Consider the following 26,171-nt stretch of genomic DNA (forward strand, 5'->3'; position numbering starts at 1 on the left):
TGCAGCCGCAATGTTGTTCATGGAAAACGCCATTTGCAGACAGCAATATTTCCGGAAGCGTTTTTCGAGCCAAAAAGTGTGAAGCGGCTTTGCGACAAAATAAGTCTTTTGAGCGCAACCACAGGGTACTGAGGGACGTTTTAACACGATGAAATCGCCCTTGAGAAAATTCTCCCGCTGGTTGGCGCGCATCATGCCGAAGGGGCTTTATGCGCGTTCGCTCATCATCATCATTGCCCCGATGGTTCTGCTCCAGTCCGTGATCGCCTATGTGTTCATGGAGCGTCACTGGCAGATGGTGACCGAACGACTGTCGACCGCCGTTGTGCGCGATATTGCAGGCATCATCGACATTCTCGAAACCTATCCGCAGGAACCGGGCTACGACAATCTCATCCGCATCGCGCAGCAGCGGCTGGCGCTGAACATTTCGATCCTGCCGCCCGATCCGCTGCCACCTCCCGGGCCAAAGCCCTTTTTCGCCATTCTCGATTACTTCCTGAGTGAAGAGATCACCCGCCAGATCAATCGCCCCTTCTGGGTCGATACGGTGGGCGATTCCGATCTTATCGAAATCCGCATCAAGCTGGAGGACAAGGTGTTGCGCGTCTTTGCGCGGCGCAGCCAGGCCTATGCATCCAATACAGGCATCTTCCTGACGTGGATGGTGGGCACCGCGCTCGTTCTGCTGATCATCGCCATCGCATTCCTGCGCAACCAGATCAAGCCGATCCAGCAGCTTGCCGAGGCCGCAGAGAGTTTCGGCAAGGGGCGACCAATGCCGGAAGGGTTCCATCCGCGCGGAGCCGAGGAAGTGCGCCGTGCAGGCATCGCTTTTATTCAGATGCGCTCGCGCATCGAACGCCAGATCGAGCAGCGCACGGCCATGCTTTCCGGCGTCAGCCACGATCTGCGCACCATTCTGACCCGTTTCAAGCTGCAGCTTGCGCTGGCTGGCCACTCGATCGACACCGAGCCGCTCAATCAGGATATTGCCGACATGCAGACGATGCTCGAAGGCTATCTCGCCTTTGCGCGCGGCGAAGGTTCGGAGGAAACCGCAAGCTACGATGTCACGAGGCTTTGCGAAAAACTGGAGCATGAAGCACGCCTGCGCGAGCGCGGCTTCAAGTATCATATTGAAGGCGACAGCGAGGTCCATGTGCGTCCGAACGCCTTCTCGCGGCTGGTCAGCAATCTCGTCTCGAACGCCTTCCGTCATGCGCAGAATGTCGAGCTGTCGATTTCGCATGTTGAAGGCTGGCTGAAAGTCGTTGTGGACGATGACGGGCCGGGTATTCCGGAAGACCGCCGCGAAGACGTCTTCAAGCCTTTCGTCCGGCTGGATGAAGCGCGAACGCAGGATTCGGGCGGCACAGGCGGGCTGGGTCTTGCTATTGCACGCGATATTGCACGCAGCCACGGTGGCGACATTACGCTGGAAGACGCTCCGACCGGCGGCCTGCGCGCGACCATCCATATTCCGGCTTAAAGCGTTCTGGCCCCGTCAAATGCACGGCTGCACGTCAAGGCAGAGCGATCCGACAACGGAGTTCCATACTTCCAACGCTATTCTTTTCCCTCATCCTGAGGAGCCGTTGAAAACGGCATCTCGAAGGGCGAGGGAAAACGCACGGTGCTTGCCCTCGTCCTTCGAGATGGCTCTTTCGCAAGCTCAGGAGCCTCCTCAGGATGAGGGAGAAACGCGCTTGCTTAACGCGAAATCATCCGCTCTCAATAAAGCTTGCCACCATTCGGCACGGGCTTGTCGATTGCAGCGAGAACCACTTCGCCATCTTCGTCCGGCATGCCGAGTGTCAGCACTTCCGACATGAAGGGCCCGATCTGTCGTGGCGGGAAGTTCACGACTGCCATGATCTGTTTGCCGACCAGCTCTTCCGGCGTGTAGTGCCTGGTGATCTGGGCTGACGACTTCTTGATGCCGATCTTTTCACCAAAATCGATCTTCAGCTTGAAGGCAGGCTTGCGGGCTTCGGGAAATGGCACAGCTTCCACGATGGTTCCGCTGCGGATATCGACCTGTTCGAAATCTGCCCAGGTGATAGTGGTTGCTTCGCTCATTTTTTCACTCCCCGGCCCGCGCTCCCGGCCTCGCAGAAAACCCGGCGCGAGCGCCGGGCCAAAATTCAACTGATTTATAGTCAGGCGCGACCGACGGTCTCGAACACCACGCATTCAAGCGCTTCACGCGCCGTAACACCCGACCAGACCACAAACTGGAAGGCCTGGAAATAGGCTTCGCAAGCTTCCAGCGCCGCCGAAAGCAGCACTTCCACCTGACGGCTCGTCGGTTCCGCACCACCTGCCAGCAGCAGCGACTGGCGATACATGATCGCGCCTTCCTGCTGCCAGAGATCGAAATGGCCCATCAGAAGCTTTTCATTGATGAGCGACAGCAGGCGCATCACTTCGTTCACACGTGGCTCGGCCACCTTGATGTCGAATGCGCAGGCCAGATGCAGCGCCTCGAAATCCTCCATCCAGGAAAACGAGATGTGATAGTCAGTCCAGTTGCCCGCAACCGAAATTGCGATTTCGTCGTCGCCAGTCCGCTCGAACGTCCAGTCGTTTGAATGCGCGACCTGTTCGATCACATCCACCGGATGTGCCTCACGTGCGAATTCAAGCTCAAGAAGGCTCATGTCCGTTTCCTGTTCTGGGAACCATCTGCCCCCAGATGTTTCCTAATTCCCGGCGCGCAAGTCATTGCTCGCCCGTGCCGGCCACCGCGCAAGAACAAGCGCAGGAAAACAGGCACGAATTGATCGGTTGAGGAACCGGCATGCACGACGGCATGCAAGCGCCTCAATGGCACACGCACATACGCAACTGATACTGGAAAGCAGCCTGAAAGACGCGAAACCTGACACTCAGCCCCTCGCCGCCGCCTACATGACCGCGTTACGAATCATGTAGTGTTTTCAGTCTATTGATGCTGAATCTGAACGCCAGCCCCTTTTGAACAAAGAGCCGTGAAAGCATGTGGAAATATACGAGGGACCGACCGCGACCCTTGCCTTAACCGACTCTAAGACAAGGGTTTTTGCCACTTGCGGCCTGTTAATAAATATTCAGGGATTATTTTTGGATTTTGCCGAAGATGAAGCTGATTTTGCCGATTTGGCTTCAGAATCAACTTCGAATTTCGCAAGACGTGCTTCGAGAGCTTCGATTCTTGCCAGCAACGCGCTGTTTTCCGCACGCGCCTTGATTGCCATTTCACGAACGGCTTCGAAGTCTTCGCGCTGCACGACATCGAGTGTGTTCAGCACGCGTTCTCCTTGCGAACGCAACGCCGTTTCCACTTCACGGCGCACGCCCTGGGCAGCGCCTGCCGCATCCGTCACAAGCTTGGCGAGTTCATCAAGAACCCGGTTCTGTCCGCTGGTCATGGCAATCATTCCTTATTTCCAGGTGAGACCTGTTGAAAACATAAATTTGAAATAGGGCCGTCTCAGTTCCGATGCAAGCGCAGCTATAGAAAGTGATCAGGTTCGGCGCACTTGAATCAAAACCACGGGCCACGCGAAAATGACGGCGACCGGAAACCGGAAGCGCCACTAGCGAATGTACTTAAGGCTACCTTAAGGGTAGATCAGCACCGGAAGCCCAGAAAACGCGATTTGCAAACACGATTTGCAAACGCGATTTGCAGCCGACGGGAACAGCTTGACCATAACGGGTCGGTCCAGCATGTTCCGTCACAAAACGGAGTGATTTCATGATTGAGACGTTGCTGCCCGCATCGGCGCTCGCCTTCCCAAATATCGATCCGGTGATTTTCCGGGTCGGACCGCTGGCAGTGCACTGGTACGGCCTCGGCTATGTCGTCGGCATCATGTTCGCCTGGTGGTACGGCAAGAAGCTCTTGCGAAGCCACCGCCTGTGGGCCAACAACCAGCCGCCCATGGCGCCGGAAGCGCTCGATGATTTCGTCATCTGGGCAGCGCTTGGCGTCGTGCTCGGCGGTCGCATCGGCTACGTGCTCTTCTATAATTTCTCCTATTATATCTCCAACCCGCTTGCCATTCCGGCGGTATGGGATGGCGGCATGTCGTTTCACGGCGGCATTTTGGGCACAACGCTCGCCATGATCCTGTTTGCCCGCTCGCGCGGCATCAAGGTCTGGAGCATGTTCGACACGATTGCCGCTGGTGTTCCGGTCGGACTTGGTGTCGTGCGCGTCGCCAATTTCATCAATTCGGAACTCTGGGGTCGTGTCAGTGATGTGCCGTGGGCAGTCTACTTCCCCAATGGAGGCCCGCTGCCGCGTCATCCAAGCCAGCTTTACGAAGCGTTCCTTGAGGGTGTAGTCCTCTTCCTCGTGCTGTTCCTGCTCGTCTGGGTCGGACGCAAACTGAAGAAGCCCGGCTTCATTGCAGGCGCTTTCGTCACGGGCTACGGCCTCAGCCGCATCGTGGTCGAATTCTTCCGCGAGCCGGATGCGCAGCTCGGCTATCTCTTCGGCGGATGGCTCACCATGGGTATGGTCCTCTCGGTGCCGATGGTACTGATCGGGCTTTGGGCCATGTGGCGCGCAAACCGGACCGCAGCCAAGGATGCCTGATCTTTCGCTGAAAGACCGGCTGAAACGCCTGATCGCCACCTCCGGGCCGATCAGCGTTGCCGATTACATGGCAGCCTGCCTCGGCGACCGCGAGGCGGGCTATTATACGACGCGTGAACCTTTCGGACGCGACGGTGACTTCATCACCGCGCCGGAAGTAAGCCAGATGTTCGGTGAACTGATCGGCATCTGGTGTGTCAGCGAATGGGACGCGCTGGGAGGCCCGGACAATATCGTGCTGTGCGAAATCGGCCCCGGTCGCGGCACGCTGATGAGCGATATGCTGCGCACTATTGGCAGGCTCGCCCCGCAAATGCTGGACCATGTGCGTGTCGCCATGGTCGAAACAAGCCCGCGCCTTGCCGAAAAGCAAAAGGAAAAACTGTCCGACGCAGGCGCGAAGATCGACTGGTTCGAACGCTTTTCCGATATTCCCGCCGATACTGCCAACGGGCCGCTGATCCTCGTCACCAATGAGCTGTTCGATGCGATCCCGTTCCGGCAGTTCGTCAAGGTCGATGGCCGCTTTGTCGAACGGATGATTGCGCTCGATGACAAGGATGAGTTCCATTTCGTCAGCGGTCTGGGTGGTATAGATCCGGCGCTGTTACCTGTAGGCCATGCGGAAGCACCCGAAGGCGCGATCTTTGAAGCAGCCCCTGCGCGCACGGCCTTGATGCAGGAAATTGCCAGCCGTATCGCGACCACACGCGGCGCAGCGCTCAACGTCGACTATGGCCATCTGAAAGCCGGTTTCGGCGACACGCTGCAAGCCATGTTGAAACACGGCTTTGACGATGTATTTGCCAATCCGGGCATTGCGGACCTCACCAGCCATGTCGATTTCGACATTCTGGACAAGACCGCGCGGGCCAGCGGCTGCAAGACCGGAACAATGACGCAGGGCGAATTTCTGCTCGCAATGGGCCTGCTTGATCGCGCCGGACGGCTCGGTACGGGCAAGGACGCAGCGTTTCAGGAAAAAATCCGACAGGACGTCGAAAGACTGGCCGCACCCGATCAAATGGGAACCTTGTTCAAGGTTCTCGCATTGAGTGACGGGCTGACACGCCTCTATCCTTTCGAAACCAAGTGATGCCCTTCCCTTCAAAAAGCTTCAATTGACAAGCCAGCGGACCTCCCCCACCATCCCGCCGTTTACGAAAGCCAGCAAGATGACCGATATGCCGCAACCACTCCGCTCGCCTCTCCTTGAAAAGCCCGTCGGACAGAACGGGAAGCGGATCGCGCATGGCTTTTTCACCCGCAAGGGCGGTGTTTCCGATGGCATCTATACGGGCCTGAACGTTGGAAGCGGGTCAAACGATGTGCCGGAAAAAGTTGCCGAGAATCGCCGCCGCGTCGCCGAGAACCTTGGCGTTGCACCCGATCATCTCATGACCGTGCATCAGGTTCATTCGCCCGATGTCCTCCACGTCACCGAGCCGTTCGGCGCTCCACGCCCGAAGGCCGACGCAATGGTCACAAATGTGCCGGGCATCGCCATTGGTGCTTTGTCCGCCGATTGCGGGCCTGTGCTTTTTGCAGATCACGAAGCGGGAATCATCGGCTCCGCCCATGCCGGATGGCGTGGCGCTTTCGGCGGTGTCCTTGAAAACACGATTGAAGCCATGATCGGCCTCGGTGCGAAACGCGAGAACATCGTTGCTGTTCTCGGGCCGACCATCGGGCCGGAAAATTACGAAGTCGGGCCGGAATTCTATGCAGAATTCATCGGCAGAGATGCTGCCTACACCACCTATTTCCGGCCTTCCGACAAGCCGGAACACAAGCTGTTCGATCTGTGGACATTCATCACCGACCGGCTGACGAAGGCTGGTGTGCGGGCAGAATCCCTTCGCCAGTGCACCTATGCCGATGAGGAACAATTCTATTCCTACCGGCGCACCACCCATCGCAATGAACCCGACTACGGGCGTCAGATTGCAGCGATCGCCATCATAGAAGATTAGGAGAACCGCATGGCCCTTCACTTCGAGCCGGAAGAATTCGCAGCACGTCGCGACCGTCTGATCTTGAAGATGGAGGAGGAAAAGCTGGATGCGCTTCTGCTGTTCGCGCAGGAGAGCATGTACTGGCTGACCGGCTATGACACGTTCGGCTTCTGCTTCTTCCAATGCCTCGTCGTGAAGGCCGACGGGTCGATGGTGCTGATGACACGCTCCGCCGATTTGCGGCAGGCGCGTCATACGTCGAACATCGAGAACGTCGTCGTCTGGACCGATCGCGACAATGCCAATCCGGCTTCCGACCTTCGCAATATTCTGACCGAACTCGACCTTCTCGGCACCCGGATCGGGATCGAATATCAGACGCATGGCCTTACCGGCGCCAATGCGCGCAAGCTGGACGAACAGCTGCAGAGCTTTGCCAAGCTTTACGATGCTTCCGGCATGGTGGATCGCCTGCGGCTGCTCAAAAGCCCTGCGGAAATTGCCTATGCGAAACGCGCCGCCGAACTCAGTGACGACATACTCGACGCTGCGATAAAGCTCACCAAAGGCGGGGCGAGCGAAGCCGATATTCTGGCTGCGATGATGAGCACCAATTTTGCCGGCGACGGCGATTTTCCCGCCAACGAATATATCATCGGCTCGGGCGACGATGCCCTGCTCTGCCGCTACAAATCCGGTCGGCGCAAGCTGAACAAGAACGATCAGCTCACGCTCGAATGGTCGGGCGTCTTCCGGCATTACCACGCGCCGATGATGCGCACGATCGTCGTCGGCAAGCCGACCACACATCATCAAGAGCTCTATGCGGCTGCACGCGAGGCGCTGGAAGCAGTGGAAGCAGCCATGACGCCCGCCTCGACATTCGGCGACGTCTTTGACGCCCATGCGCGGACCATGGAAGCACACGGCCTTACCCGTCATCGCCTCAATACCTGTGGCTATTCGGTGGGAGCACGTTTCACGCCATCATGGATGGACCCGCAGATATTCTATGCCGGAAACCCGGAAAGCATCCAGCCGGACATGACGCTTTTCGCACATATGATCATCATGGATTCCGACACCCAAACCGCCATGACGCTGGGGCAGACATATCTCACAACAAATGGCGCAGCTCAGCCATTATCCCGCCATTCTCTTGATATGATTGTAAAATGAGGCGCAATCGGCGATAAAACTGCCACAAGCGCAACCCGGAAACTGCAAAGCGGCTTTCGGGCAAGATGCACGTCGATAAAATCGATAGATTATTTTGAACTGAAAATGCCCGACCGCAGAGAACCTGCGCCTTCAGGAGCATGAAGCCGAACATGAACAAGGCACGTCTTTCAACGATGTTGTTGCTGGCCGGAGTGCTTACAAGCGTCCTGGCCGCCTGCAACAGCACTGAGTCCGCTCTGAACGTACAGGGTAGCAATCAAAATTCCGGGCAAAATTCCGGGCAAACTACTACGCCAGCCGCGACACCGGGCACCCCGGCGACGGGCACCGCTCCCGTGCAGCCCACGGGAACAACTCCGGCCACGACCGGCACAGCACCTGCGACGACCACGCCAGTGGCACCGCAGCGCAGTGCAGCGCTCAAGCCGGGCAAGTTGCATATCGCCCCGATTGTCGGCGCACCGGTCAATGTGGTGACGCCGCTGACCCATCGCATGAATGACGATGCCAAGTCGAAAGGCATTGAGCTTGCAGGCAATAACGACCCGAGTGCTGCCTACGTCATGAAGGGATATTTCTCCGTTCTTTCGGAAGATAATCAGACCACCGTGCTTTACGTCTGGGATGTTCTGGATGCTTCCGGCAACCGCCTTCACCGGATACAGGGGCAGGAGAAAGTTCCAGGTGCGGCCGCAGACTCATGGAGCGTCGTTCCGGCTTCCGCAATGCAGACAATCGCCGACCGCACCATGCAGGAATATTCGACCTGGCTTGCGGCAAATCGCGCATAGAAACTTGCTTTGGCAGCAAAAGACTGAAATCTTTTGCTGAATCTGTTTTGCCTACTGTGGGAAAGCCGGAAAACCGGGCTTTTTACAGCAATTGTGTTCCCGAGGGCCTTGCAATGGCGATGACTCTTTGCAATAGGCCCCACATCCGAAAGAAAACCTTTCTAGCTGCAGTACTTGGCCGGTCAGACCGTACGCAGCTTTAAAGTTTTTAAGAGATTAAGTCCGTTCCGGCGGACTGTTGCGACAGAACCAAACTGCAAACCGCGACCGCATCGGCGTCAGAGGCAAAAGAATGAAACTTTTCGCAGGCAACTCCAACCGGGTTCTTGCCGAATCCGTTGCTCAGTATCTCAACATTCCACTCGGTAAGGCCAGCGTCCGTCGCTTCGCCGATCAGGAAATCTTCGTAGAGATTCAGGAAAACGTGCGCGGCGAAGACGTATTCGTACTGCAATCGACTTCCTACCCGGCAAACGATCACCTGATGGAACTGCTCATCATGATCGACGCCTTCCGCCGCTCGTCGGCACGTCGCATCACCGCCGTCCTGCCCTATTTCGGCTATGCCCGTCAGGACCGCAAGCCCGGCCCGCGCACGCCGATCTCTGCCAAGCTGGTCGCCAATCTCATCACCGAAGCCGGTGCGAACCGCGTCCTGACGCTTGACCTTCATGCCGGTCAGATTCAGGGCTTCTTCGATATCCCGACCGACAACCTCTACGCCGTTCCGGTCATCGCCCGCGATGTGAAGGCCAATTACGCGACCGGCAATTGCATGGTCGTTTCGCCTGACGTTGGCGGCGTGGTTCGCGCCCGTTCGCTCGCAAAGCGCATCGATGCGCAGCTCGCCATCGTCGACAAGCGCCGCGAACGTCCAGGTGAATCGGAAGTCATGAACGTCATCGGCGACGTTTCCGGCAAGGACTGCCTGCTGTTCGATGACATCGTCGATTCCGGCGGCACGCTCTGCAACGCAGCTGAGGCCCTGTTGAACAAGGGCGCCAAGAGCGTCACCGCCTACATCACGCACGGCGTTCTGTCCGGCGGCGCGGTTGCCCGTATCGCCTCGTCCAAGCTGAAGGAACTGGTCATCACCGATTCCATCCAGCCGACCACTGCCATCAACGATGCGCCAAATATCCGCGTCCTCTCGATCTCGGACCTGATTGGCGAGGCCATCGCCCGCACGGCAGCGGAAGAGTCCGTTTCGAGCCTGTTCGACTAAAACACCAGCCGGATTACAATTCCGAGACATGCCGCCAGCAACAGCACGAGCGGCATGTTGAGCCTCAGAACAACAAGCAAGAATGCCGCCGCGCCTGCAATCAGGACGGCGGCATTGTCTATTGTGCTCCAGACCGGCAGCGGCAATGTGAAGGGACCTATAGCCTTCTCGACAACCTGCGAAAACAGGACATGCAGCGAGAACCACAGCGCCAGATTGGCAATCACGCCGACGACCGCAGCCGTGATCCCGCCCAGCATGGCCGACAGCCAGCGCACCTGACGCAGCCGCTCCACGAATGGCGCGCCCGCCAATATCCATAGAAAGCAGGGCACGAAGGTAAACCACAGCGCGATCAGTCCGCCGAAAAGGCCACCCAGAAGTGGCGGCAGGCCCGACAGGTTCGCAGCCCCCACAAAGCCGACAAAAACCAGCACGAGGATCAGCGGTCCCGGCGTGGTTTCCGCCAGACCGAGCCCCGTCAGCATTTCCCCCGGCTTCATCCAGCCGAAATGCTCGACCGCCTGCTGCGCCGTATAGGAAAGAGCTGCATAAGCGCCCCCAAATGTCACCGCAGCGAGCTTCGAAAAGAAGGCCGCTTCCTGCACGAAGACATGCGCGCCACCAAAAGTGAAGAAAAGCCCGAGCAAAGGCAAAAGCCACAGCCCGCCCCAGATGAGCGTTTGCTGCGTGAATTCGCGCAAGGCGCCAGGCGTCGCCTCTCCCATAATTGCGGCAGCACCATTTCCCTGCACGATATGCCGCAGGCCACCTGCAAGAGCCGCCAGCAGAACGACGAGCGGAAACGGCAGTTTCAGGAAGGCTATCGCAACGAATGCCGCAATCGCCACCGCATAGGAAAACCCCGAGGCTAGTGTCCGTTTGGCCATGCGATAAAGCGCTTCAAAAACCACGGCGAGAACCGCAGCCTTGAGGCCGAACAACAGCCCGGCCACGATGTCGACATGCCCGAAGGAGATATACAGCGCCGACAATGCAAGCATGACGACAGCGCCGGGCAGCACGAACAGAAGCCCGGCCAGAAGGCCGCCGCGCCAGCCCTTAACCGCCCAACCGGAATAGGTCGCAAGCTGCATGGCTTCCGGCCCCGGCAACAACATGCAGAAATTGAGCGCATGAATCAGCCGCTCCTGATCCATCCATTTCTTCTCATCCACGAGAATGCGCTGCAGCATGGCGATCTGCGCGGCCGGCCCGCCGAAGGACAGAAGCCCGATCTTGCCGAATGTCGCGAAGAGTTCTTTGTAACCCGGTTGCTGAATTGGCTGTGTCACGCTGCTGCCCTGAATGATCCGTTTCGCAAGCTGTCGGCGAGGATCATTACAGGTTCATGACAGTTTTCACAGCTTACTCCGCCGCAGCGCCTTCTTCCGCCAGATCGTCCGGCGCATTCGGGTCGCCCGGTGCCGTTTCGCAGGCGAGATCGGGAAAATTGACGATGCGCATTCCCTTGAAATCGTTGCGGACCACCAGAAGCCCGCGTTCTTCAAAATAGGTCAGCAGACGCCGGGCACGGCTGAACGAGTGCGTGCCATAGGCGCGCGCCAAAGCCGCATCGGAAGGACAAGGCGCGCCGGTTACCGCCGCCTGCGCCACGATCAGGAACACGCCCTGCACATCGTCGGTGAGGCTTTCCGACAGGGCCAGCGCCTGCTGCCATGTTTCGCCACTGGCCACATCGCTTTCAATGCTGGCCTGCGCCACTGCCAGCCTGCGGCGGAAGGCAGGGAGAGCCAGCGGCTCGCCCGGAACGCGGTGAATGCGACAACGCACCAGAAAGTCCTGATAAAGCACGGCCACGGACCGGAACGACGCTTCCGGATCGTCCACGATCTCGCGCATCACCTTTTCAAGGAGCTCATCCCGTTCGGCTTCCACCATGCCGGGGAACAAAGGTTCCTGTGCCGGTTCGGCTTCGGGCTTCGGCTTTGCTACCTGCGCCAGAATCTCCGCCGTCGATGGCGGCGGTGGAGGCGGCGGCGCTCTGCGCACGGCAGCACGGATTTCCTGCGGCGCAGGCGTGAAGATGAGGTCGAGCGCATCTTCCGGCGCATCAGGAAGCGGCATCAGTTTCGGCGATGAAGACCGCGCCGATGTCTCCACCTTGCCGATCTTGATCGGCAATGGACGACGCGACAATGCGGGGCCAAGCGCCACGAAATGCCCGCGCTGCAGATCGCGGAACATTTCCGCCTGCTTGCGCTCCATGCCCAGAAGATCAGCGGCGCGCGCCATATCGATATCGAGAAATGTACGCCCCATGAGGAAGTTCGAAGCTTCAGCTGCAACGTTCTTGGCAAGCTTCGCCAGTCGCTGCGTGGCGATAACACCCGCAAGGCCACGCTTTCGTCCGCGACACATGAGATTGGTCATCGCGCCGAGCGACAGCTTGCGCGCTTCATCCGACACTTCACCGGCGGCGGCAGGCGCAAAAAGCTGCGCCTCATCCACAACCACCAGCATCGGATACCAATAGTCGCGCTCGGCATCGAACAAACCGCCAAGAAAAGCCGCAGCCGAGCGCATCTGCTGCTCGACATCGAGACCTTCCAGATTGAGCACCACCGAAACACGATGCTGGCGGATGCGTCCGGCAATGCGTGTCAGTTCGGCTTCGGTACGGGCGGCATCGACAACGACATGGCCGTAAAGATCGGCAAGCGTGACGAAATCGCCTTCAGGGTCGACGATGCACTGCTGCACCCATTGCGCGCTCTGTTCCAGAAGGCGGCGCAAAAGATGCGATTTGCCGGAGCCGGAATTGCCCTGCACGAGCAAACGCGTGGCGAGAAGCTCCTCAAGATCAAGCATGGCCTGCTTGCCACCGCCAAGCGCCGCTGCCGAGGCAGAACCGCTTCCAGCAACTGCACCCATGTCGATACCGACCTGCATCTCGCCTCCTTGTTTCAACATAGCAGGAACAAACGACTCGCACGGCCAAGCCTGCGGTCGATCAGGCATTCGCTTAACATCTTTGACGCCGCCAATGCCACCGGTTATGAGAAATGCCCACAGATGCCGGGCACGGGAACTGCTCGCAGCCCAAAAAACTTGCGCCGCCGCACGCTATGGTCTATAGCCAGCGCCATCCGCGTAGACACCCTTGGAGGCAACGCGGAATGGAGCGGTCCGGTCTTTCACCTTGTGACAGACAATACGGGCTGTTTCATGTCGTTTGTTGAAGCATGATCCCGAAAAGTGGAAACCGGTTTTCGGACAAGATCATGCGCAGATTATACAGCGAGCGACACTCCAGTAACATCGAAAGGAAATGCCATGAGCGAGACTTACGTGCTCAAGGCCGATCTGCGTACCCGGGTTGGTAAGGGGTCCTCCCGCGAACTGCGTCGCAACGGCCAGATTCCTGCAGTCATCTATGGCGACAAGCAGGAACCCCTCGCAATCGCCGTCTCCTACAAGGAGATCTTCTACAAGATTCATGGCGGTGGCTTTAAGACCACTGTTGCCACGATCGAAGTAGACGGCAAGAAGATTCAGGTCCTCCCGAAGGACTACCAGCTGGATCCGGTCCGTGACTTCCCGCAGCATGTCGACTTCCTGCGCGTTTCCGCGAAGTCGGTCGTCCACGTGAATGTTCCTGTTCACTTCAAGAACGAAGAAGCAGCTCCGGGCATCAAGCGCGGCGGCGTTCTCAACATCGTTCGTCACGACGTTGAACTGATCGTTCCGGCCAATGCAATTCCGGAAGCACTCGAGTTCGACCTGACCGGCCTCGAAATCGGCGACTCCGTCCACATTTCGGCGATCAAGCTGCCGAAGGGCGTGACCGCTGCCATCCAGGATCGCGACTTCACCATCGCCACGATTGCTGCTCCTGCCGGCCTGAAGTCGGAAGAAGCTGCTTCGGAAGGTGCTGCAGAAGAAGAAGCCAAGGACGGCGAATAATCGCTTTCCGCACAGGAGCGCTAACGCGCTTCTTATCCGAAAACCGGTTCCCACTTTTCGGGAAGCGCTACAGAAGGGGCTCTGAACCATGCTGCTCATTGCAGGTCTTGGCAATCCGGGCCCCAAATATGCGCATAACCGGCACAATATCGGTTTCATGGCGGCGGATGAAATATTCCGCCGCCATCGCTTTTCCAACTGGCAGAAGAAGTTTCAGGCCGAGATTGCCGACGGCGTGATCGACGGCGAAAAAGTGCTGCTGGTCAAGCCGCAGACTTTTATGAACCTTTCGGGTCAGTCCATCGGCGAAGCCATGCGCTTCTACAAGCTGACACCTGCCGATCTCGTCGTGATCTATGACGAACTCGACCTCATTCCGGGCAAGCTGCGCATCAAGACCGGCGGCGGCTCCGGCGGTCATAACGGCATCAAATCCATCGACGCGCATATGCAGGCCTTCCCCGGCGGCCAGAATTATCGCCGCATGCGGCTTGGCATCGGCCATCCGGGTGCGAAGGAACTCGTGCATAACTATGTCCTCGGCGATTTCGCCAAGGCCGACAATGAATGGCTGGATACGCTTCTGGGCGCTATTGCCGACAATGTGGGCCTGCTTGCCGCCAAGGGCGAAGACAACAGTTTCATGAACCGCATTGCGCTCGCCATGGGCGACGGCAATCAACGGCCCAGCGGTTTCAAGGCCGATCCCGCACAACTGGAAAAGGCGCCACCAAAGGCGCAGAGCCATATTCGCCAGGCGCGGCAGAACCAGAAGAAGCCGAATATTCCTGCCAGCGGCCCGATGGCTGAAATGCTGAAAAAGCTGCTTGGGAAAAAGGACTAAAACAGTTCCAGCAAAAGTGCGAAGCGGTTTTGCATGGGAGAATGCGTAAAAGTAAGCCGTTCCCAAGGGCGCGACGCCTCCGCCTCTTGACGCTTCACGGTCCGATGACGCATAGCCACAACAATAGAATTCTAGTCTGATAGGTACGATCATGGGTTTCAAATGCGGCATCGTCGGTCTGCCAAATGTTGGCAAGTCGACGCTTTTCAACGCGCTGACCAAAACGGCCGCCGCACAGGCCGCAAACTATCCGTTCTGCACCATCGAGCCGAACACGGGCGAAGTGGCGGTTCCCGATCCGCGCCAGAACGATATCGCCCGGATTGCCGGTTCGAAGGAAATCATCCCGACCCGCATCAACTTCGTTGATATTGCCGGCCTCGTGCGCGGCGCATCGAAGGGTGAAGGTCTCGGCAACCAGTTCCTCGCCAATATCCGCGAAGTGGATGCCATCGTGCATGTGCTGCGTTGCTTCGAGGATGACGATATCACCCATGTCGAAGGTCGTATCGATCCGGTATCGGACGCCCAGACGGTTGAAACGGAGCTGATGCTGTCGGACCTCGAAAGCATCGAGCGCCGCATCGTGCAAATCCGCAAGCGCGCTACCGGCAAGGACAAGGAAGCCCTCACCATTCTGCCGGTGATGGAAGCAGCACTCGAACTGCTCCAGAACGGCCAGCCGGTCCGCCTGATGCTGAAGGATATTGCCGCAGAAGACCTGCTGACGCTGAAGGGCCTGAACCTTCTCACCTCCAAGCCGGTTCTTTATGTCTGCAACGTCGCTGAAGGCGATGCGGCCAAGGGCAACGAGTATAGCGCTGCCGTCGACAAGATGGCCGAGGAACAGGGTGCCCAGACGGTCATCATTTCGGCTGCAATCGAAGCGGAAGTTGCGCAGCTTCCCGATGAGGAAGCCAAGGAATATCTGGAAAGCATGGACCTTGAGGAACCGGGTCTCGACCGCCTGATCCGCGCCGGTTACAAGCTTCTCGACCTCATCACCTATTTCACCGCAGGGCCGAAGGAAACCCGCGCCTGGACAATCCGGCGCGGCACCAAGGCTCCCGGCGCTGCCGGTGTCATCCATACCGATTTCGAGCGCGGCTTTATCCGTGCCCAGACCATCGCCTATGAAGACTACGTCAAATACAATGGCGAAGTCGGAGCGAAGGAAGCCGGCAAGGCAAGGGACGAAGGCAAGGAATACATCGTCCATGACGGCGATGTGATGCTGTTCCGCTTCAATACCTGATACGTTCAGGCCGCCGGAAACCGGCAGCCTTTTCTTTATGCCTACTCGGAGGAGATCGAGGGTGAGCAAGCCTCTGCCTAAATATGCTTATGAGGATATGGAGCCGGGAATGACCCTTCCCTTCGGTCCTCGTACGATCAACAAGCAAGAAATCATCGAGTTTGCCAGCGAGTTCGATCCGCAGCCGTTCCATCTTGATGAGGAAGCAGGCAAGGCGAGCGTGCTCGGCGGGCTGGCGGCATCAGGATGGCAGACCACCTCCCTCATCATGCGCATGGTCTGCGATGCCTATCTTACAAACTCAACGTCACAGGGTGGTCCCGGCGTCGAATTCACGCGTTGGAAACGCCCCGTACTCGCGGGCGATACGCTGAATGGTGTGACGACCATCAAGGACAAACGCATTTCCAAATCGCGCCCGGCAATCGGGTTGGTGACGTTCCACCATGAACTGTTCAATCAGCGTGGTGAGAGCGTGTGCGAAATGCAGCATCCATGCATGATGCTGCGCCGCGATTACGATGCGACGGCAGGAGGGGCGTCATGAGTTTCCTGGAAGAAAATCTCGGGCAGAACCTCGTCATCGGCAGCTATACGTTTACTGCCGAGGAAATCATCGATTTCGCCAGAAAATATGATCCGCAGCCGTTCCATCTGGACAGCGAAGCGGCAAAAAAGAGCGTCTTCGGCGGACTTTGTGCTTCCGGCTGGCACACCACTGCAGTGTTCATGAAGCTCAATGTCGCTTCCATCGTCAAGGCAACGAAGGAAGCTCTGAAACGCGGCGAGACGCCGCCGACATTCGGCCCCTCACCCGGCTTTGAAAACCTGAAATGGTCAAAGCCCGTCTATGCCGGAGATACGATCACCTACAAGCGCCTGGTCCACGCCATAAGGCCGCTCGCCTCCCGCCCCGGCTGGTCGATGCTGACCATGACGACGAGCGCCCATAACCAGAATGGCGAAGAGGTGCTTTCCTTCGACAATGCGGCGATGGTGAAACTGCCGCCCAAGGCTGATGCCTGAAATAACAAAGCCCGGAGCAATGTCCGGGCTTTTTCGTATTCTCAGTCGCCTTCAAAGGCCACGAGCGTGCGGACCGGCACGCCAAGAGCTTCCAGCTTCTTGCGTCCGCCGAGATCCGGCAGGTCGATGATGAAGCAGGCTGCGACGATCTCTGCGCCCATCTGAAGCAAAAGCTTCGCTGCCGCTTCCGCCGTTCCGCCCGTGGCGATCAGATCGTCCACCAGAATGATCCGTTCGCCCTTTTCAATCGCGTCGCGATGCATTTCCATTTCATCGATGCCATATTCAAGGCTGTAGGCAATGCGCACTGTATCGCGCGGCAGCTTGCCCTTCTTGCGGATCGGTACGAAACCAGCCGACAGCTGATGCGCGATTGCGCCGCCGAGAATAAAGCCACGTGCTTCGATGCCCGCTACCTTGTCGACCTTGTTGCCTGCATAGGGATAGACCAGCTCATCGACGGAACGGCGAAATGCCTGCGCATCGCCCATAAGCGTCGTCACGTCACGGAATTGGACGCCCGGCTTGGGATAGTCCGGAATGGTGCGGATCGCATCCTTCAAGCTGGCTTTAAATCCGGATTCCATTTTCCATCCTTTCAGGCGGCCTGCGGGCCGGTCAAGTTAATCAAGGCAAAGTTGGGACCAAGGACCTTTACACCCTCAAACGGGCAAATTGCAAAAGAAACCGCCCATTTCTGCCAAGAACATTGCGGCGACGCACGGTCATTTGCATGGCCTAATTGTGGCAAGGCTGATCTTCCAGTTCCAGCACAAAAAAATGGGCGCCCACGGCGCCCATCTTTTAATTCAGGTTGATCTATTGTCAGTGTTTAACATCCGACCAGATCGAACGCTTGGCGACATAAACCAGACCGGCAAAAAGGATCAGGAATATGATGACCCGGAAACCGGTCCGCTTGCGATCTTCCAGATGCGGCTCTGCAGCCCACATCAGGAATGCCGAAACGTCGCGTGCATACTGATCCACCGTTTGCGGCGAACCATCGTCATAGGTGACTTGGTCGTCGCTCAGCGGCTTTGCCATGGCCAGCGACTTGCCGGCGATGAAGTATGGGTTGAAATGCGTCCCTTCAGGAATATGCATCCCCGCTGGTGGCTGTTCATCATAGCCGGTCAGCAGTGAATGGATGTAGTCCGGACCTGCTTCGGCATATTGCGTGAATATGTCGAAGATGAAGGTCGGGAAGCCGCGTTCAACACCACGAGCCTTCGCGATCAGCGAGAAGTCCGGAGGAGCTGCACCGTTGTTCGCGGCCGCAGCTGCGTTCGCGTTCGGAAATGGCGCCGGGAAGTGATCAGTCGGGATCGCCTTGCGGGTGAACATTTCGCCATCCGCATTCGGCCCGTCCTGTACTTCATATTCAGCGGCAAATGCCTTGACCTGCTCCGGTGAGTAGCCGAGACCTTCCAGCGTGCGGAAGGCCACCAGGTTCATCGAATGACAGGCCGAACAAACTTCCTTGTAGACCTTCAGGCCACGCTGAAGCTGTCCTTTGTCATAGGTTCCGAACGGACCGGCAAAGCTCCACTTTTCCTGCTTGGGATGGTGGATCGGGAAATGTTCCGGCTCCGCGGCATTGCCGCCTTCCTCAGCCGAGGCACCACCCAGGGCGATACCAAGCGCGACCAGCGGAGCAATACCGAAGGCAGCGAAATTCTTGAGGATGTTTTTCATTGTTACGTCCTTCATCTCTCTCGCTGGTTCAGCCCCGAGTTTCAACAGGGATTTCCACGGGGGTAACCCCGGCCTTGCCGCTCTTCTCCAGAACCGCCTCGGTGATCGAGTTCGGCAAACGCTTCGGCGTTTCGATCAAGCCGATGACCGGCATGATGATGATGAAGAAAGCAAAGTAGTAGAGCGTACCCAGCTGCGCCATGAAGACGTAGGAACCTTCCGCAGGACGCGAACCCAGCCAGCCGAGGAAGATGGCGTTGATCACGAACAGCCAGAAGAACAGCTTGAACCACGGACGATAGACAGCCGAACGAACCTTCGACGTATCGAGCCACGGCACGACGAAGAGGATTGCGATCGAACCGAACATGGTCAGAACGCCGCCGAGCTTCGAGTCGATCGGGCCGATGTTGAAGGTGATGGCGCGCAGCATCGCGTAGAACGGCAGGAAGTACCATTCTGGAACGATGTGAGCAGGTGTCTTCAGAGAATCAGCCGGGATATAGTTATCCGGATGACCGAGGAAGTTCGGCATGTAGAAGACGAAGTAGGCGAAGAACACGAAGAAGACGAGCGCGCCGAAAGCGTCCTTGATGGTCGCATAAGGCGTGAACGGCAGCGTGTCGGTCTTGGACTTGACTTCAATGCCGGTCGGATTGGTCTGACCCGTCACATGCAGCGCCCAGACGTGCAGGATAACGACACCGGCAATCATGAACGGCAGCAGATAGTGCAGCGAGAAAAAGCGGTTGAGCGTTGGATTGTCGACCGCAAAGCCGCCCAGCAGAAGCTGCTGGATCGGTTCGCCGATGATCGGGAAAGCCGTGAAGAAGCCGGTGATAACCGTCGCACCCCAGAAGGACATCTGGCCCCATGGCAGCACGTAGCCCATGAAGGCGGTAGCCATCATGAGAAGGAAGATCACCACGCCCAGAATCCACAGAAGCTCGCGCGGCGCCTTGTAGGAACCGTAATAGAGACCGCGAGCGATATGGAGATAGACGGCAATGAAGAAGAAGGATGCACCGTTGGAGTGCATGTAGCGCAGCAGCCAACCGGAGTTGACGTCGCGCATGATCTTTTCGACGGAATTGAACGCAATGCCCGTATCGGCAGCATAATGCATGGCCAGCACAACGCCGGTCAGGATCTGCGAAATGAGCATGAAGCTCAAAATGCCACCAAAGGTGTACATGTAGTTCAGGTTACGCGGCGTCGGATAGGCCACGAAGGAATCATAGACGAGACGCGGCAAGGGAAGCCGTTCGTCCACCCATTTTTCGATGCCGGTCTTCGGCGTGTATGTGGAGTGTCCACCACTCATGTCTTCTCTCCCCAAGACCTGTTAGCCGATCCTGATGACCGTATCGGAAGCGAACGCATATTGCGGAATGTGCATGTTCTCCGGAGCCGGACCACTGCGGATACGTCCGGCAGTGTCATAGGTCGAGCCATGGCATGGGCAGAACCAGCCACCGAAAGAACCGGATTCACCGAGCGGCACGCAACCCAGATGGGTACACACGCCGATCATCACCAGCCAGTTTTCCTTGCCCTCGCCTGCCGAGCGGGCGACATCGGTCGCCTGCGCATCCGCTGCGAGGTTGGCGTTACGTGCGTTCTGATCCTTGAGATCACCAAGAGCGGTTGTCTTGGCATCCTCGATTTCCTTGGCGGAGCGGTTACGAATGAAAACCGGCTTACCACGCCATTTGACAGTTAGTGATGCTCCTTCCGTCAGGGACGAAACATCAACCTCGATGGACGCAGCCGCGAGTGTCGAAGCGTCCGGACGCATCTGGTCGATAAACGGCCAGGCCAGTCCGCCAACTCCGACGACACCGGCCATTCCCGTCGCAATATACAAAAAATCACGCCGTGTCGGCTCAGCCGTGTCGTGTGCGCTCACGTGCCAATTCCTTTTCAACCTGCATGTTCAATTGAACTCTCCCCTCGTCCTCTTTTGCACTTGCGCAAAAGTAGTCCTGCAAGTGCTCACAGGACGAAATTCCCTCCATTTCACTATCCGGTTTATGCGCGTAAAAATCGCTTGTCCAGACACCAACCCCTTATGACGGCACGATGTCGCAGGCGGATTTGCTTGCTCAATTCAGGGAATGCACAGCAAAGCGATAACGCATTACAGACAGTGGAAAGCTTTCAGCTTTCTCCGTTCCTCCCTATGAAACCGCCCGACTGGCGGGCCCAAAGTCCCGCATAGATGCCACCGCGGGCGATAAGTTCGTCATGCGTCCCCTCCTCCACGATGCGGCCTTGATCCATCACAACGAGACGATCGAGCGCTGCGATGGTGGAAAGGCGGTGAGCAATCGCAATAACCGTCTTTCCATCCATAAGGCGTTTCAAATTCTCCTGAATCGAAGCTTCGACCTCCGAATCGAGTGCGGAAGTCGCCTCATCGAGGATGAGGATTGGCGCGTCCTTCAAAATAGCGCGAGCGATAGCAATGCGCTGGCGCTGCCCGCCAGAAAGCTTGACGCCGCGCTCGCCCACAAAGGCATCGAACGACCGCCGCCCCTGGAAATCCTCCAGACTGGCAATGAACCCATCGGCTTCGGCCTGACGTGCTGCCTGCAGCAGTTCTTCGTCGGTCGCATCGTCGCGCGCCAGCATGATGTTGTCGCGCAGCGACCTGTGCAGCAATGCAGTTTCCTGACTGACGACCGCGACCGCCCGACGCAGCGAGGTCTGGGTGACATCGCGAATGTCCTGACCGTCCACGAGGATCGCGCCTTTCTCGACATCGTAGAGGCGCAGGATGAGATTTACGAGGGTAGACTTGCCCGCCCCGGAATGCCCGACGAGACCGACGCGTTCACCACCGCGCACAGTGAGGTTGATATTGTCGAGAACGCCCGCAGCCTTGCCGTAGTGGAACGTGACATCCTGAACATCGATACGCGCCTTAGTCACCTGCAAAGGTTTGGCACCGGGCCTATCCTCAAGACCGAGCGGAGCAGAAACCAGCCGCATGGAATTCTCGATCAGTCCGAGCTGGCGCAGCATGCCATTGAGCTGCATCATGAGACGGCCAAGGAGCATATTGAGGCGCAGCACGAGGCCAAGCGTGAACGACACCTGCCCGACCGTGATGGCATTGCGCGTCCACAAATCGATGGCAATCGCCGCAACCGTCACGATCATCAGGCCGGAAAGTGCGGTGAGCGAAACACGAACGCCGGTGAGTGAGCGCATGAACGGAAGAATTGCGCCGAGATACCGCTCGAAACCATCGCGCAGATAGCGCTCATCGTCATCGGCAGTATTGAGCTTGATCGTCTGGATGTTGGAATAGCTGTCAACGATACGCCCGTTAATCATCGATCCCGCCTCGGCAGAAGCCTCAGCGTGCTTGCGGATGCGCGGCAGATAGCGCCAGGCGATGAAGCCGAAGGCAATGATCCAAAGGACTACCGCCGCTGCCAGCCGCCAGTCGAGCCGACCGACCAGAAACAGCGTGGTGATGCTGTAGATCGCCATGAACCAGACGACCTGAATGAGACTTTCAATGAGATCGCCTGCCGCTTGCCCCGCCTGCCAGACCTTGGTGGCAATGCGCCCGGCAAAATCATTCTGGAAGAAGGCATAGGACTGGCGGAGAACATAGGAGTTCGCCTGCCAGCGGATCATATTGTAGAAACCCGGCGACAAGGTCTGGTCTTCCAGCAGCGTGTTGATCGCCGTCACGACGAGGCGGATTACAAGGACGGTTATGCCCATGAACAGAAGTTCTGGCCCTGCCGCCTGCAAAAGCGCCGACCAGCTTCGTTCGACGCCACCCTTCCCCGCCTGATCGAGAATATCGACCAGCCTGCCGGTGAAATAGAACAGGCCCGCCTCGACCAGCGGCAGCAATCCGCCAACCGCAAGCGAAACGGCGAGCGGCCATTTCGCTTGCCTCGCATAATGCCAGAGAAAGCCGAGCGTGGTTGAAGGCGGTCTCAGCCGGTCCGGTTCACGAAAGGGATCGACCCAACGTTCGAACAGGCTGTAAACCGCTTTCATCAATGGCTTCTGTCCTTATTGTACCAGCGCATCCTCGGGATTTTCATCGAAGCCGAGGAAACCGCCGGACTGGCGGGCCCATAGACTTGCATAAATGCCGCCGAGCGCCACAAGTTCCTCATGCGTGCCATCTTCGACGATGCGCCCCTTGTCCATCACCACGAGACGATCAAGCGCCGCAATGGTGGAAAGGCGGTGCGCGATGGCAATCACGGTCTTGCCTTCCATCAAGGTGTTGAGACTATCCTGAATGGCTGCTTCGACTTCCGAATCGAGCGCCGAGGTCGCCTCGTCCAGAATGAGGATCGGCGCATCCTTCAGCATCACACGCGCAATGGCAATGCGCTGGCGCTGTCCGCCGGAAAGCTTGACTCCCCGTTCGCCGACATGCGCATCCAGCCCCTGCCGTCCCTTCGGGTCGGTCAGCAGCGGAATGAACTGGTCGGCCTGCGCCAGACGAATGGCCTGCTGGAGCATCTCTTCGGTCGCATCCGGCCGCCCATACATGATGTTCTCACGAACCGAACGGTGCAGAAGCGAGGTATCCTGCGTCACCATGCCGATATTGGCGCGAAGCGAATCCTGCGTGACTTTGGAGATGTCCTGCCCATCGATCAGAATGCGGCCCTTCTCCAGATCGTAGAAGCGCAACAGCAGATTGACCAGCGTGGACTTGCCAGCACCGGACCGCCCAACCAGACCCACTTTCTGGCCCGGCTGGATCGTGAGCGTGAGATTTTCGATAACCCCTTTGCCCTTGCCGTAATGGAAGCCGATCTTGTCGAAGTCGAGTTCGCCTCTGGTCACCTGCAATGCCGGTGCACTGGGGACGTCCACGACCTCATGCGAACGCGCAATCGTCGTGATCCCGTCCTCCACCGTACCTATATTTTCAAACAGGGCCGACATTTCCCACATGATCCACTGCGACATGCCGTTGAGGCGCAGAACCAGACCAATGCCCACAGCAACGGCGCCAACGGAAATCGCTTCATTCATCCAGAGCTGGATGCCGATTGCACCCACCGCAAACAGCAGAATGCAGTTCGCCATATAGAGCGTGAAATGAAACAACGTGATGAGTCGCATCTGCCGATGCACGGTACCGAGGAAGCCATCGAGGCTTTCCTTCACATATGATTCTTCCCGGCTTGAATGCGAGAAAAGCTTCACGGTTGCGATATTGGTGTAGCTGTCGACGATACGTCCCGTCATCGATGAACGCGCATCGGCCTGCTGTTCTGAAATCACGCGCAGACGCGGGATGAAAACGCGCAGCAATATGATGTAGACGACGAGCCAGACGGCAAACGGGATCATCAGGACAAGGTCCGCAGACGCTGCAATAAACAGCGTGCCCGCAAAATAGACGATCACATAGTTGAGCACGTCCAGAAGCTTCATCACCGTTTCACGAACGGCGAGCGCAGTCTGCATCAGCTTGGTTGAAATACGCCCGGCAAACTCATCCTGAAAGAAAGCCATCGACTGGCGGATCAGGTAACGGTGCATCAGCCAGCGCACACGCATCGGATAATTGCCGAGCAATGTCTGGTGGATAAGCAGCGAATGGATCAGTACCACGCCCGGAAGGACGACCAGAACAACACCAGCAATCAGCGCAAGCCGCCAGCCTTCATTGCTCAGAAATGTCTCTCGCGACTGATGTGACAGCCAGTCGACAATATTGCCCATGAAGGCAAAGAGCGACACTTCGATCACGGCGATGAGCGTGGTGAAGATTGCCATGCCGATGATCCACGGCCAGGCACCGCGGGTATAATAAAGGCAAAAGGCTACCAGTCCGCGCGGGGGCTCGCGCGGCGGCTCTTCGGGATAGGCTTCGAGTCGTTTTTCAAACCATCTGAACATGGTGCACCTTTTAGGTGGTCCCGGAAGAATTGCCAAGACGGAAGAGGAACAAAACGGGAATATTTCTACAGATGTTTTCTGTAGAAATCACGACACCGGAGCTGTTGATGTTCCGGCTATTGCCGCCTTCGGTGCTTGCGGCGATCTGCATTTCGCGTTACCCGCATCATATGGAACTGCGCGTCGCACTTTACCAGCCCGACATTCCCGGCAACACGGGAACCATCCTGCGTATGGCCGCTTGCCTCGGCTTCGCGGTCGACCTGATCGAACCTGCCGGGTTCGACATTTCCGACCGGTCCCTGAAGCGTGCCGGCATGGACTATCTGGAGCAGGCAACCCTCACCCGCCATGCGGACTGGCACCACTTCGAAGACTGGCGTCTGCAGGCCAAGCGCCGGATCGTGTTGCTGTCCACCAAGGCAGCGATCCCCTATACGGATTATCGGTTTCAGGAAAATGACATTCTGCTCTTCGGGCGTGAGTCGTCGGGCGTTCCCGACAATGTCCACAATTCCGCCGATGCACGGCTTCTGATCCCGATGATGCCCGGCGCGAGATCGCTAAATCTTGCGGTTTCGGTTGCGATGACGGCAGGCGAAGCTCTGCGCCAGCGGAGGGACAAGGTCGATTCCCTCCGGCAGGAATGACAACGCCAGAATTGCGCTTCGCGAAAGGACCGGCTTCGCAAAGCACCCCCGCCCCATCCGGTCTGAAAGGCTCGCTTCGTCCATGAACCTGTCTGTTCGTACACTCACTCTTGCTGCTTCCGCCGCTTCCCTGCTGGCAAGCGCTCCGGCTTTCGCCAAGGAGGCTTCGCCTATCGCGCCAAAGGTGATGGTCATCACCATGTTCGGCGAAGAAGCCAAGCCATGGCTTGAAGGCGAAAAATTCACGCAGAAGATCAAGCTGCCGGGCCTGAGCCCCGAATATCCAGAGATCGACTGCACCGCCGAAGGCCTCTGTCACATGACGACGGCGATGGGCTTCGCCAATGCCGCAAGCGCGACGGCGGCTATGGCGCTGAGCGACAAGCTCGACCTCTCGCACACCTATTTCCTGATCGCTGGCATTGCCGGTGTCGACCCGAAGCACGGCACACTCGGATCGGCGCATTGGGCAAAATATTCCGTCGATGCCAATCTGAACCATCGCATCGACATTCGGGAAGCACCGGAAGGCTGGCCAACGGACTTTTTCGGCCTCGGTGCTGCAAAGCCCGGCGAAAAGCCGAAATGGGCTGCGGGCACTGAAGTCTTCGAACTGAACGGCAAGCTGGCCGATTACGCACTGGCAACAACCAAGGGCATCGAACTTCTCGATAGCGACGCAGCGAAGGAATACCGCAAGCACTACACGCAGGAAGCGGCGACCGGCTCGCCAAAGGTCACGATCTGCGATACGGCTTCGGGCGATACCTACTGGCACGGCGCGAAGCTCGGCGAAGCCATGACCGAATGGTCGAAGCTTCTGACCGACGGCAAGGCCGACTACTGCACATCCCAGATGGAAGACAATGCCACACTGACCTCGCTGAAACGGGCTGCCGACGCTGGCAAGCTCGATTTCAACCGCATCGCATTGCTGCGCACCGCGTCGAACTTCGACCGTCAGGGCAAGGACCAGACGGCTGCTGAATCGCTTGCCGCAAATTCCGGCGGCTTCCCGCTCGCCACAACCAACGCCTATCGCGTCGGGAAGGCCTATGCCGACAGCATTATCCAGAACTGGAATGCGTGGGAGAAGGCACCACAGACTGCAGGGAAATAAAACTCCAATCAT

At 57.8% G+C, this 26,171-nt stretch carries 25 protein-coding genes; 14 read left to right on the forward strand and 11 right to left on the reverse strand.

The features are described from left to right. Positions 1-148 precede the first annotated feature (148 nt). The gene (locus LJ361_RS18095) at positions 149-1,492 is read left to right on the forward strand and encodes an ATP-binding protein (RefSeq protein ID WP_010659629.1); all 1,344 of its coding nucleotides are present in this window, start codon (positions 149-151) and stop codon (positions 1,490-1,492) included. Positions 1,493-1,734: 242 nt separating this feature from the next. Here LJ361_RS18095 and LJ361_RS18100 read toward each other — a convergent pair whose 3' ends face one another. The 3 genes from LJ361_RS18100 to LJ361_RS18110 form a co-directional block, all read right to left on the reverse strand. Next, complete coding sequence (locus LJ361_RS18100; protein ID WP_010659628.1) at positions 1,735-2,082, reverse strand: tRNA-binding protein; 348 nt, start codon at positions 2,080-2,082, stop codon at positions 1,735-1,737. An 80-nt stretch (positions 2,083-2,162) separates the two neighbouring features. Continuing rightward, on the reverse strand, positions 2,163-2,663 hold the full coding sequence (locus LJ361_RS18105) for a YbjN domain-containing protein (protein ID WP_010659627.1): 501 nt from the start codon (positions 2,661-2,663) through the stop codon (positions 2,163-2,165). Positions 2,664-3,092: 429 nt separating this feature from the next. After that, positions 3,093-3,413 carry an accessory factor UbiK family protein gene (locus LJ361_RS18110; RefSeq protein ID WP_010659626.1) on the reverse strand — a complete coding sequence of 107 codons (321 nt, stop codon included), beginning with the start codon at positions 3,411-3,413 and terminating at the stop codon, positions 3,093-3,095. A 329-nt stretch (positions 3,414-3,742) separates the two neighbouring features. On the opposite strand from LJ361_RS18110, the gene lgt reads away from it, so the two are divergent. From lgt to LJ361_RS18140, 6 genes are all read left to right on the forward strand, one after another. Then, positions 3,743-4,588: a prolipoprotein diacylglyceryl transferase gene (lgt, locus tag LJ361_RS18115; protein ID WP_010659625.1), complete on the forward strand. Its 846-nt coding sequence runs from the start codon at positions 3,743-3,745 to the stop codon at positions 4,586-4,588. Next, positions 4,581-5,684 carry a class I SAM-dependent methyltransferase gene (locus LJ361_RS18120; RefSeq protein ID WP_010659624.1) on the forward strand — a complete coding sequence of 368 codons (1,104 nt, stop codon included), beginning with the start codon at positions 4,581-4,583 and terminating at the stop codon, positions 5,682-5,684. Before lgt ends, LJ361_RS18120 begins: the two co-directional genes overlap by 8 nt. A gap of 79 nt (positions 5,685-5,763) precedes the next feature. Next, on the forward strand, positions 5,764-6,561 hold the full coding sequence (gene pgeF / locus LJ361_RS18125) for a peptidoglycan editing factor PgeF (RefSeq protein ID WP_036563639.1): 798 nt from the start codon (positions 5,764-5,766) through the stop codon (positions 6,559-6,561). A gap of 9 nt (positions 6,562-6,570) precedes the next feature. Beyond that, positions 6,571-7,722: a M24 family metallopeptidase gene (locus LJ361_RS18130; RefSeq protein WP_010659622.1), complete on the forward strand. Its 1,152-nt coding sequence runs from the start codon at positions 6,571-6,573 to the stop codon at positions 7,720-7,722. 140 nt (positions 7,723-7,862) lie between these two features. Next, positions 7,863-8,516 (forward strand): hypothetical protein, encoded by a 654-nt coding sequence (locus LJ361_RS18135; RefSeq protein ID WP_010659621.1) that lies wholly within the window; start codon positions 7,863-7,865, stop codon positions 8,514-8,516. A 292-nt stretch (positions 8,517-8,808) separates the two neighbouring features. Next, positions 8,809-9,741, forward strand: coding sequence for a ribose-phosphate pyrophosphokinase (locus LJ361_RS18140; RefSeq protein WP_010659620.1), 933 nt, complete (start codon positions 8,809-8,811; stop codon positions 9,739-9,741). Here the strand turns inward: LJ361_RS18140 and chrA are convergent. Beyond that, the gene (gene chrA / locus LJ361_RS18145) at positions 9,738-11,036 is read right to left on the reverse strand and encodes a chromate efflux transporter (RefSeq protein WP_010659619.1); all 1,299 of its coding nucleotides are present in this window, start codon (positions 11,034-11,036) and stop codon (positions 9,738-9,740) included. The genes LJ361_RS18140 and chrA overlap by 4 nt on opposite strands. A 73-nt stretch (positions 11,037-11,109) precedes the next feature. Next, complete coding sequence (locus LJ361_RS18150; protein ID WP_010659618.1) at positions 11,110-12,654, reverse strand: ATP-binding protein; 1,545 nt, start codon at positions 12,652-12,654, stop codon at positions 11,110-11,112. A 384-nt stretch (positions 12,655-13,038) separates the two neighbouring features. Here LJ361_RS18150 and LJ361_RS18155 point away from each other — a divergent pair, with 384 nt between their 5' ends. From LJ361_RS18155 to LJ361_RS18175, 5 genes are all read left to right on the forward strand, one after another. Continuing rightward, entirely contained in the window at positions 13,039-13,668 is a 630-nt protein-coding gene (locus tag LJ361_RS18155) for a 50S ribosomal protein L25/general stress protein Ctc (protein ID WP_010659617.1), read from the forward strand. A gap of 88 nt (positions 13,669-13,756) precedes the next feature. Beyond that, on the forward strand, positions 13,757-14,512 hold the full coding sequence (pth, locus tag LJ361_RS18160; RefSeq protein ID WP_010659616.1) for an aminoacyl-tRNA hydrolase: 756 nt from the start codon (positions 13,757-13,759) through the stop codon (positions 14,510-14,512). 151 nt (positions 14,513-14,663) lie between these two features. Next, on the forward strand, positions 14,664-15,767 hold the full coding sequence (gene ychF / locus LJ361_RS18165) for a redox-regulated ATPase YchF (protein WP_010659615.1): 1,104 nt from the start codon (positions 14,664-14,666) through the stop codon (positions 15,765-15,767). 61 nt (positions 15,768-15,828) lie between these two features. Continuing rightward, positions 15,829-16,314, forward strand: coding sequence for a MaoC family dehydratase (locus LJ361_RS18170; protein ID WP_010659614.1), 486 nt, complete (start codon positions 15,829-15,831; stop codon positions 16,312-16,314). After that, positions 16,311-16,793, forward strand: a complete 483-nt coding sequence (locus LJ361_RS18175) for a MaoC family dehydratase (RefSeq protein ID WP_010659613.1) — start codon at positions 16,311-16,313, stop codon at positions 16,791-16,793. Before LJ361_RS18170 ends, LJ361_RS18175 begins: the two co-directional genes overlap by 4 nt. Positions 16,794-16,834: 41 nt before the next feature. On the opposite strand, the gene LJ361_RS18180 is transcribed toward LJ361_RS18175, so the two are convergent. The 6 genes from LJ361_RS18180 to LJ361_RS18205 all read right to left on the reverse strand — a co-directional run bounded on the left by LJ361_RS18180 (position 16,835) and on the right by LJ361_RS18205 (position 24,389). Next, complete coding sequence (locus tag LJ361_RS18180) at positions 16,835-17,380, reverse strand: adenine phosphoribosyltransferase (protein WP_010659612.1); 546 nt, start codon at positions 17,378-17,380, stop codon at positions 16,835-16,837. A 238-nt stretch (positions 17,381-17,618) separates the two neighbouring features. Next, positions 17,619-18,491 (reverse strand): cytochrome c1, encoded by an 873-nt coding sequence (locus LJ361_RS18185; RefSeq protein WP_012091661.1) that lies wholly within the window; start codon positions 18,489-18,491, stop codon positions 17,619-17,621. A 28-nt stretch (positions 18,492-18,519) separates the two neighbouring features. Further along, positions 18,520-19,815 (reverse strand): cytochrome b, encoded by a 1,296-nt coding sequence (locus tag LJ361_RS18190; RefSeq protein WP_010659610.1) that lies wholly within the window; start codon positions 19,813-19,815, stop codon positions 18,520-18,522. 21 nt (positions 19,816-19,836) lie between these two features. Beyond that, positions 19,837-20,400, reverse strand: a complete 564-nt coding sequence (petA, locus tag LJ361_RS18195; RefSeq protein WP_010659609.1) for a ubiquinol-cytochrome c reductase iron-sulfur subunit — start codon at positions 20,398-20,400, stop codon at positions 19,837-19,839. A gap of 251 nt (positions 20,401-20,651) precedes the next feature. Beyond that, positions 20,652-22,517, reverse strand: a complete 1,866-nt coding sequence (locus tag LJ361_RS18200; RefSeq protein ID WP_029376056.1) for an ABC transporter ATP-binding protein — start codon at positions 22,515-22,517, stop codon at positions 20,652-20,654. 15 nt (positions 22,518-22,532) lie between these two features. Beyond that, the gene (locus LJ361_RS18205; protein ID WP_010659607.1) at positions 22,533-24,389 is read right to left on the reverse strand and encodes an ABC transporter ATP-binding protein; all 1,857 of its coding nucleotides are present in this window, start codon (positions 24,387-24,389) and stop codon (positions 22,533-22,535) included. A gap of 170 nt (positions 24,390-24,559) precedes the next feature. Here LJ361_RS18205 and LJ361_RS18210 point away from each other — a divergent pair, with 170 nt between their 5' ends. Continuing rightward, the gene (locus LJ361_RS18210; protein WP_010659606.1) at positions 24,560-25,039 is read left to right on the forward strand and encodes a tRNA (cytidine(34)-2'-O)-methyltransferase; all 480 of its coding nucleotides are present in this window, start codon (positions 24,560-24,562) and stop codon (positions 25,037-25,039) included. A gap of 82 nt (positions 25,040-25,121) precedes the next feature. Beyond that, on the forward strand, positions 25,122-26,159 hold the full coding sequence (locus tag LJ361_RS18215) for a purine-nucleoside phosphorylase (RefSeq protein WP_010659605.1): 1,038 nt from the start codon (positions 25,122-25,124) through the stop codon (positions 26,157-26,159). The last annotated feature ends 12 nt before the right edge of the window (positions 26,160-26,171 follow it).

The sequence above is a fragment of the Brucella sp. JSBI001 genome (assembly GCF_026014005.1).
Classification (GTDB): Bacteria; Pseudomonadota; Alphaproteobacteria; order Rhizobiales; family Rhizobiaceae; genus Brucella; species Brucella anthropi.